The sequence below is a fragment of the Pinirhizobacter sp. genome (genome assembly GCF_035317885.1).
Classification (GTDB): Bacteria; Pseudomonadota; Gammaproteobacteria; order Xanthomonadales; family Rhodanobacteraceae; genus Pinirhizobacter.
Window position 1 is genome coordinate 1 of record NZ_DATHFX010000287.1, and the last position, 7,365, is coordinate 7,365.

A 7,365-nucleotide genomic window follows, 5' to 3' on the forward strand; every position below is an offset into this window, starting at 1 on the left:
ATTGAAGCGCATCTACGATGCCCCCCACGACCACTGGCCGGAATACCACCTGTGCGAGCAGCTGGTGGATATCGAGGAAAACTTCCAGCTTTGGCGCTTCCGCCACATGAAGACTGTGGAGCGGATCATCGGCTACAAGCCGGGTACGGGCGGGTCCTCCGGCGTGGCCTTCCTGCGGCGGGCGCTGGAACAGACCTTCTTTCCCGAGCTTCTGGAAGTGCGGACCCTGCTGGGCACCTGACCCCGTCTGCCCGTATCGCAGGATGTTGCGCTGCCCGTTGACGTAAAGCCACCGCGCAGGCGAAGGTGTGCCCGGACTCATAAAACGGACAGGGCACAGACATGACCCACACCGCCACGGAAAGCGATCGACCGGAGTTTCCCACCACGCTGGGCCACCCGCGGCCGTTGTGGATGCTCTTCATGACCGAATTCTGGGAGCGCTTTGCGTTCTACGGCATTCGCTGGGCCTTGGTGCTGTACATCGTGGCCCAGTTCTTCGGTGGCGATCCCACCGGTGAGCAGCCGGCCAGCCGAACCTATGGCGCCTACCTGGCGCTGGTCTACGCCTCGGCCATCTTCGGCGGTTACGTGGCTGACCGCGTGCTGGGTTACCAGAGGTCGATCCTGGTCGGCGCCGCGGTGATGGCGGCTGGACTGTTCCTGATCGCCTTTCCGGAAAAACACATCTTCGAACTGGGCCTTGCCACGGTGATCGTGGGCAACGGCCTGTTCAAGCCGAACATTTCCACCATGGTCGGCAAGCTTTACGGGGTCACCGACGAGCGCCGCGACAGCGGCTTCACCATCTTCTACATGGGCATCAACCTCGGCGCGCTGATCGCCCCGGTGATCACCGAGTACCTGGCCAAGGCGGTCTTCGGCAGCATGGACATGCCCAGCTACAAGGTGGTGTTCATGGCTTCGGGCGTTGGCATGATCATCAGCCTGTTCTGGTTCTGGTTCGGGCGCCGCGGCCTGAACGATATCGGGCGGCCGCCGGCCGGCGGCGAGAGCATGAAGCGGGTGGCCTATGTGCTGGTGGGCATCGTGGCCGGCATCCCGGTGATGTACCTGTTGCTCGCCGTGGGTGCGGGTTTCCTGCAGTGGGTGCTTAGCATCCTCTTCGTGGTGCTGGCGGTGTTGCTGCTGGTCGAAGGCATCCGCGAGGGCCGCGTGCAGCGCGACCGGGTGATCGCCATGCTGATCATCTTCGCCTTCAATGTGCTGTTCTGGATGTTCTTCGAGCAGGCGGGCAGCTCCTTCACCTTCCTGGCCGACAAGATCGTCAACCGCCAGCTGGGCGACTTCGTATTCCCCACGGCGTGGTTCCAGTCGGTGAACTCGCTGGCCATCATTGCCCTTGCGCCTGTCCTGGCCTATATCTGGATCCGCATGGGTCGGCTCAATCCGTCCATCCCGCGCAAGTTCGGCCTTGGACTGATCTTCAACGGCGTGGCCTTCGCGCTGCTGATGCTGGCGCTGTCGGGCATGGTGGATGCGTCGGGCAAGATCCCGTTCTGGACGCTTTTCATGGTGTACGTGATCCAGTCGGTGGGCGAGCTATGCCTGTCACCGATCGGGCTTTCCATGGTGACCAAGCTGGCGCCTTTGCGCCTGGTCGGCTTCGGCATGGGTGGCTGGTTCCTGTCCACCGGCATCGGCAACAACCTGTCGGGCATCTTCGCCGGCCACGTCAGTGGCCAGACGGGCATGACCACCGCCTCGGCCCTGGATGGATACACCTTCGGCTTCTGGTCACTGATGGGCGCGGGCGTGCTGCTGTTCCTTATCGCCCCGCTGATCCAGCGGCTGATGCATGGGGTGAAGTAACCGCACCGTTCAGGCGGACAGTTTTTCCAGGATGCGCAGCAACCAGGCGCGTTCCTCAGCGTCCAGCACGGCGAAGAACTCCGTTTCGTGGGCGCGTGCCTGGGGAGCGACCTCGTCGTGGATGGTCCAGCCGGCCTCGCTCAGGCGCAACACCGATCGCCGCTTGTCCTCGTCGTGGATTTCGCGGATCACGCGCCCGGACTTGACCAGACGGGCCAGCGCGCGGCTCACGGCTACCTTGTCCATGGCAGTGCGCTCGGCCACCTCGCGGGCCGATACATCCGGAAACCGGCCCAGCACCGCCATCACCCGCCACTCGGTCATGGTGAGGTCGAACCGGGTCTGGTAATCCGCAGCGATGGCCTGGCTGATCGTGTTGGAGACGATCGACAGCCGGTAGGGCAGGAACTGCTCCAGGGCCAGGGGATGGTGGGCTGAGTCGGCCATCGTGGTGCGATACTCCTTGCAATTGGTTTCAAGTGAAACTATAACGTATGGTATGACGGCACGAGCCGACCTTTCCCAGGAGAATCCCATGAGTGCCCAGCCCAATGTCGGCATGCAGGTGACCACTTTCGAGAACCCGCAAGGGGTGGATGGCTTCGAATTCGTAGAATTCGCAGCACCCGATGCCCAACTCCTGCATACCCTTTTTCCCAGGCTCGGCTTTTCGGCCGTGGCCCGGCACAAGTCCAGGGCGATCACCCTGTACCGCCAGGGTGAGTGTAACTTCCTGGTCAATGAAGAGCCCGGCTCGTTTGCAGCTGATTTCGCTGCCAAGCACGGCCCCTCGGCCTGTGGCTTCGCCATCCGCTTCAACCGTCCGGCCACTGAGGTACAGAAGACGGCCCTGGCCAACGGTGCGGAACTGATTGCGGGCAAGATCGACACCCTGGCCCTCAAAGCGCCCACGATCCTTGGTATCGGTGGCGCCGCGCTGTACCTGGTCGACCGTTATGGCGCCTCAGGGGATGCCTACGAGAGGGAATTTGAGTACCTGCCCGGCGTGGACCGCCACCCGAAGGGCTTCGGCCTCACCTTCATCGACCATCTCACGCATAACCTGTATTTCGGCAACATGCAGAAATGGTCCGATTACTACGAGCGCCTGTTCAACTTCCGCGAAATCCGCTACTTCGACATCAAGGGTGCCAAGACCGGCCTGGTATCCAAGGCGCTGACCGCGCCCGATGGCATGGTGCGCATCCCGCTGAACGAAAGCGCGGATGAAAAATCCCAGATCAATGAATATCTGCACGAGTACAAGGGCGAGGGCATCCAGCACATCGCCATGTTCACCGACAGCATCTACGACTCGGTGGAAGCCATGCGTGCGCAGGGCGTGGAGTTCCTCGATACCCCGGACACGTATTTCGAAGTGATCGACATGCGCGTGCCCAACCACGGCGAGGATGTCCCGCGCCTGCAGAAGAACAAGATCCTGATCGACGCGGATACCGAGACCAGAACGAAGCTGCTGCTGCAGATATTCACGCAGAACACGATCGGGCCGATCTTCTTCGAGATCATCCAGCGCAAGGGCAACGAGGGCTTCGGCAACGGCAATTTCACCGCGTTGTTCGAATCCATCGAGCGCGACCAGATGCGCCGCGGCGTGCTGTAGCCGACGTTACCGGGCCGGCGGGGTTGCGGGTTGGGGGTCAGAGTCATGACTCTGACCCCGCCCAAACCGATCAGTGGAACGGCATGCCATTGCGGAACATCGCCATGAACACCGCGCCGAAGAACACGAAGTACAGCGCGAAGATGATGAGGCCGATCAGGTAAAGCACACCCTGGATCACGAAATAGGTGCGAAGCTTGGACAGTGCTTCTTTCATCGCCATGGCATCGCCGCTGAGCTGGGCCCGCTCGATGGCTCCGGCGGACTGCATCACCAGCACGCCGATCCAGATCGGCAGCCAGGCGATAAGGATGCCGACGATGGTGAGGGCGGTCATCGCGCCCTGGATGATGAACATGATGCCGACGAACTTCATCCAGCCACTGCCAGAGGAAAGCGGGACTGCAAGATCACTCACGGTATTGGACACGGTTGTGCCGTACGGCGGCGGAGCCATGGATTCGGACATGCAGATCCCCTTGATTTGAGTTTGGTTTTTTACGCCCGTCCCTGGCTGCAACGGCGCGCGGGCACGATAGCATCCACCCTTGACGCTTTGCCAACGCATGGAACCGATGATGACCAGCACCTTGCGCTACCAATCGGGTTTCGCCAACGAATTCGCCACCGAGGCCCTGGAGGGTGTTTTACCCCTCGGCCAGAATTCGCCGCAGCGCGTGGCCCGCGGCCTGTATGCCGAGCAGCTCAGCGGCAGCGCCTTTACCGCGCCGCGCCATGCCAACCGGCGCAGCTGGCTCTATCGCATCCGGCCGGCGGCGATGCACGAGCCCTTTGTGCCCCGTGAGCATGCCCGCTTCCACAATCGCTTCCACGAGACGCCGGCTACGCCCAACCAGCTGCGCTGGGATCCACTTCCGGCCCCGCCGGCAGATACCGACTTCGTCGACGGCCTGGTGACCTACGCCGGTAACGGCGGCGCGGACGAACAGGCCGGCTGCGGCATCTACCTGTACGCCGCCAATCGTTCGATGTTGGACCGCTATTTTTACAGCGCCGACGGCGAGCTGCTGATCGTGCCGCAGGAAGGCCGCCTGATGCTGCACACGGAGCTGGGCGTGGTCGAGGTCTCTCCGCTCGAGATCGCGGTGATCCCGCGCGGCGTGCGTTTCCGCGTGGACCTCCCCGATGGCGCGGCCCGTGGTTATGTGGCAGAGAATTTCGGTGCCGCGCTGCGCCTGCCGGACCTGGGCCCGATCGGTGCCAACGGCCTGGCGTCGCCGCGCGATTTCCTCACGCCCGTGGCAGCCTATGAAGACCTCGACGGCGATTTCGAACTGGTGGCGAAGTTCCAGGGCGGGTTGTGGTCGGCGCGCATCGATCATTCGCCGCTGGACGTGGTGGCCTGGCACGGCAACTACGCACCCTGTAAATACGACCTGGAACGGTTCAACACCATCGGCTCGATCGCCGTGGACCATCCTGATCCATCGATCTTCACCGTGCTTACCTCGCCCAGCGATACCCCGGGCACGGCGAACATGGATTTCGTCATCTTCCCGCCGCGCTGGCTGGTCGCCGAGCACACCTTCCGGCCACCGTATTTCCACCGCAACGTGGCCAGCGAGTTCATGGGCCTGATCAAGGGTGCCTACGACGCCAAGGCCGGCGGTTTCGTGCCCGGCGGCGCAAGCCTGCACAACTGCATGAGCGGCCACGGTCCGGATGCCGCCAGCTTCGAGAAGGCCAGCGCCGCCGATACCAGCAAGCCGGACCACATCGCCGGCACCATGGCCTTCATGTTCGAGACACGGCGGGTGATCCGCCCGGTGGCGCAGGCCCTGTCCTCACCGCAGTTACAGGGCGATTACTACAGCTGCTGGCAGAATATCCACCGGCACTTCAATCCGGAATCGTGATGAACAAGTCAGTCCTGCTGCCCATGCTGCTGGCCCTCGGCCTTGCCGGTTGCCAAAAGGAAGCCGCCGATACCTCGCAGATGGCACCCCCGCCGGCCGAATCTGCGGCCGCGCCCAAGCCTGCGCTACCGCCCGGCCCGGCACCGGGCAGTACCGCCGGCCCGCCCGAGGGCTCGACGATGGTGGCGCCGGTGGCGCCCGCCGACCAGCTCGGAACCGACGTCATGGGCTTCTTAGATCTTCGCTGGGGCATGCCGGTTGACGACCTGCGCGCCGCATGGAAGTCCCCGCTCACGCCAGCCACGCTCACCGATGCCAACGCCTGCGCCTTTCTGGCGCCGCCGAAGGAAAGCCGCGACATCGCCTTCATGGTGCAGGACGGCGTACTGAAGCGTGTGGACGTCCGCCAGGGCGACACCGTGGCCCCCGGCGGCGGGCGCATCGGCATGACCGCCAACGAGATCACCGGGCTCTACAAGGACAAACTGGCCGTGCAGCCGAACAAGTACACCGCCAATGCGAAAGACCTCATCGTCACGCCGTCCCCGCAGGCCCAGGCGCGCATCGTCTTCCAGGCCGGGCCCGACGGCATCGTCTCGCGCTGGCACATGGGCGTGCCGCCGCAGGTGCTGTACGTCGAAGGTTGTGGCTGATCCCTCCCCAAGGAAATACCGATGAAGCTGGCATCACTCAAGGAAGGCGGCCGCGATGGCACGCTTGTCGTGGTCAGTCGCGACCTCACCACGGCCGTCACCGCCGCCGGCATCGCACCGACCCTGCAGGCCGCGCTGGACGATTGGGAAAACCTCGCGCCGCGGTTGAATGCGCTGGCGGAGGACCTGGCCAACGGCAACGCGCCGGGTGTTTTCCCCCTGGACATCACCCGGCTGGCCGCCCCATTGCCGCGCGCCTATGAGTTCGTCGACGGCAGTGCCTACCTGCCGCATGTCGAACGCGTGCGGCGCGCGCGCGGCGCCGAAGTGCCTGAGTCGTTCTATAGCGATCCGCTGATGTACCAGGCCACCAGCGCAGGGTTCCTCGGACCCCGCGACCCGGTGGTGGTGCCCAGCGAAGATTTCGGCATCGATCTTGAAGCCGAAGTGCTGGTGGTGACCGACGACGTGCCGATGGGCGCCAGCGTCGAGGTGGCCTCCGAACACATCCAGCTGGTGGGCCTGGTGAACGACGTTTCGCTGCGCGGCCTCATTCCCAACGAACTGGCCAAGGGCTTCGGCTTCCTGCAGTCCAAACCGCGTTCGGCTCTGTCGCCGGTGCTCGTCACCCCGGATGAGTTGGGCGATGCATGGCATGGCGACAAACTGCACTTGCCAATGCGTACCTGGATCAACGGACAATGGTTCGGCGAGGCCGAGTGTGGCGTGGACATGCAGTTCAGCTTTGCCCAGCTGGTGGCGCACGTGGCCAGGACACGGCCGTTGACGGCCGGCACGCTGGTGGGTTCGGGCACCATCGCCAACGAAGATACGTCCAAGGGTGCGTCGTGCCTGGCCGAACAACGCACGGTGGAAACCCTGCGCGACGGCAAGCCGAAGACGCCGTTCCTGAAGTTTGGGGATACGGTAAGGATCGAGGTGACCGACAAGGATGGCAAGTCGATCTTCGGGGCGATCGAGCAGAAGATGGCCGCGCTTTAGACTGCCGCGGCCTCAAAGATAAGCCCGCCGGACTTAAGTCGCGGCGGGCTTTTTTTGTGAACCGGGGTCAGAGTGAACACTCTGACCCCCATCGCTTCGGCGACGACGTCGCCTATGGCGCGCTGCGTTACTTCGCAGCCATCAGCGCCCGCGTCATATCCAGCATGCGGTTGGAGAAGCCCCACTCGTTGTCGTACCACGAGAGCACCTTCACCAGCGTGCCGCCCATGACGCGCGTCTGCGTGGCGTCGTAGATCGACGAGTGCGCGTTGTGGTTGAAGTCGATCGACACCAGAGGCTTGGTGTTGGTGGTGAGGATGCCCTTCAGCGCGCCGTTGCCGGCCTCGGCAATGGCTGCATCGATCTCTTCCTTCGA

General features: G+C 63.6%; 8 protein-coding genes and 1 pseudogene. 6 read left to right on the forward strand and 3 right to left on the reverse strand.

What is annotated here, in order from left to right:
- A partial coding sequence (locus VK519_RS09390; protein ID WP_324349279.1) for a tryptophan 2,3-dioxygenase family protein occupies positions 1 to 241 on the forward strand: 241 nt, incomplete at its 5' end.
- 101 nt (positions 242 to 342) lie between these two features.
- Complete coding sequence (locus tag VK519_RS09395; protein WP_324349280.1) at positions 343 to 1,833, forward strand: peptide MFS transporter; 1,491 nt, start codon at positions 343 to 345, stop codon at positions 1,831 to 1,833.
- A 9-nt stretch (positions 1,834 to 1,842) separates the two neighbouring features.
- On the opposite strand, the gene VK519_RS09400 is transcribed toward VK519_RS09395, so the two are convergent.
- Positions 1,843 to 2,280, reverse strand: a complete 438-nt coding sequence (locus tag VK519_RS09400; protein WP_324349281.1) for a MarR family winged helix-turn-helix transcriptional regulator — start codon at positions 2,278 to 2,280, stop codon at positions 1,843 to 1,845.
- A 52-nt stretch (positions 2,281 to 2,332) separates the two neighbouring features.
- Between VK519_RS09400 and hppD the strand changes: the two genes are divergently transcribed.
- The gene (gene hppD / locus VK519_RS09405) at positions 2,333 to 3,457 is read left to right on the forward strand and encodes a 4-hydroxyphenylpyruvate dioxygenase (RefSeq protein ID WP_324349282.1); all 1,125 of its coding nucleotides are present in this window, start codon (positions 2,333 to 2,335) and stop codon (positions 3,455 to 3,457) included.
- 70 nt (positions 3,458 to 3,527) lie between these two features.
- Here the strand turns inward: hppD and VK519_RS09410 are convergent, their stop codons facing one another.
- Positions 3,528 to 3,926: a DUF5362 domain-containing protein gene (locus VK519_RS09410; protein ID WP_324349283.1), complete on the reverse strand. Its 399-nt coding sequence runs from the start codon at positions 3,924 to 3,926 to the stop codon at positions 3,528 to 3,530.
- Between the two features lie 109 nt (positions 3,927 to 4,035).
- Between VK519_RS09410 and hmgA the strand changes: the two genes are divergently transcribed.
- Genes hmgA through VK519_RS09425 form a run of 3 tightly spaced genes read left to right on the forward strand, consistent with a single transcriptional unit; the run spans position 4,036 to position 6,989 of the window.
- Positions 4,036 to 5,334, forward strand: a complete 1,299-nt coding sequence (gene hmgA / locus VK519_RS09415) for a homogentisate 1,2-dioxygenase (RefSeq protein WP_324349284.1) — start codon at positions 4,036 to 4,038, stop codon at positions 5,332 to 5,334.
- Positions 5,334 to 5,987 (forward strand): hypothetical protein, encoded by a 654-nt coding sequence (locus tag VK519_RS09420; RefSeq protein WP_324349286.1) that lies wholly within the window; start codon positions 5,334 to 5,336, stop codon positions 5,985 to 5,987. Before hmgA ends, VK519_RS09420 begins: the two co-directional genes overlap by 1 nt.
- 21 nt (positions 5,988 to 6,008) lie before the next feature.
- The gene (locus tag VK519_RS09425) at positions 6,009 to 6,989 is read left to right on the forward strand and encodes a fumarylacetoacetate hydrolase family protein (protein ID WP_324349287.1); all 981 of its coding nucleotides are present in this window, start codon (positions 6,009 to 6,011) and stop codon (positions 6,987 to 6,989) included.
- Positions 6,990 to 7,116: 127 nt separating this feature from the next.
- Here VK519_RS09425 and VK519_RS09430 read toward each other — a convergent pair.
- Positions 7,117 to 7,365: pseudogene (locus VK519_RS09430) on the reverse strand (erythrose-4-phosphate dehydrogenase); the annotation flags it as partial.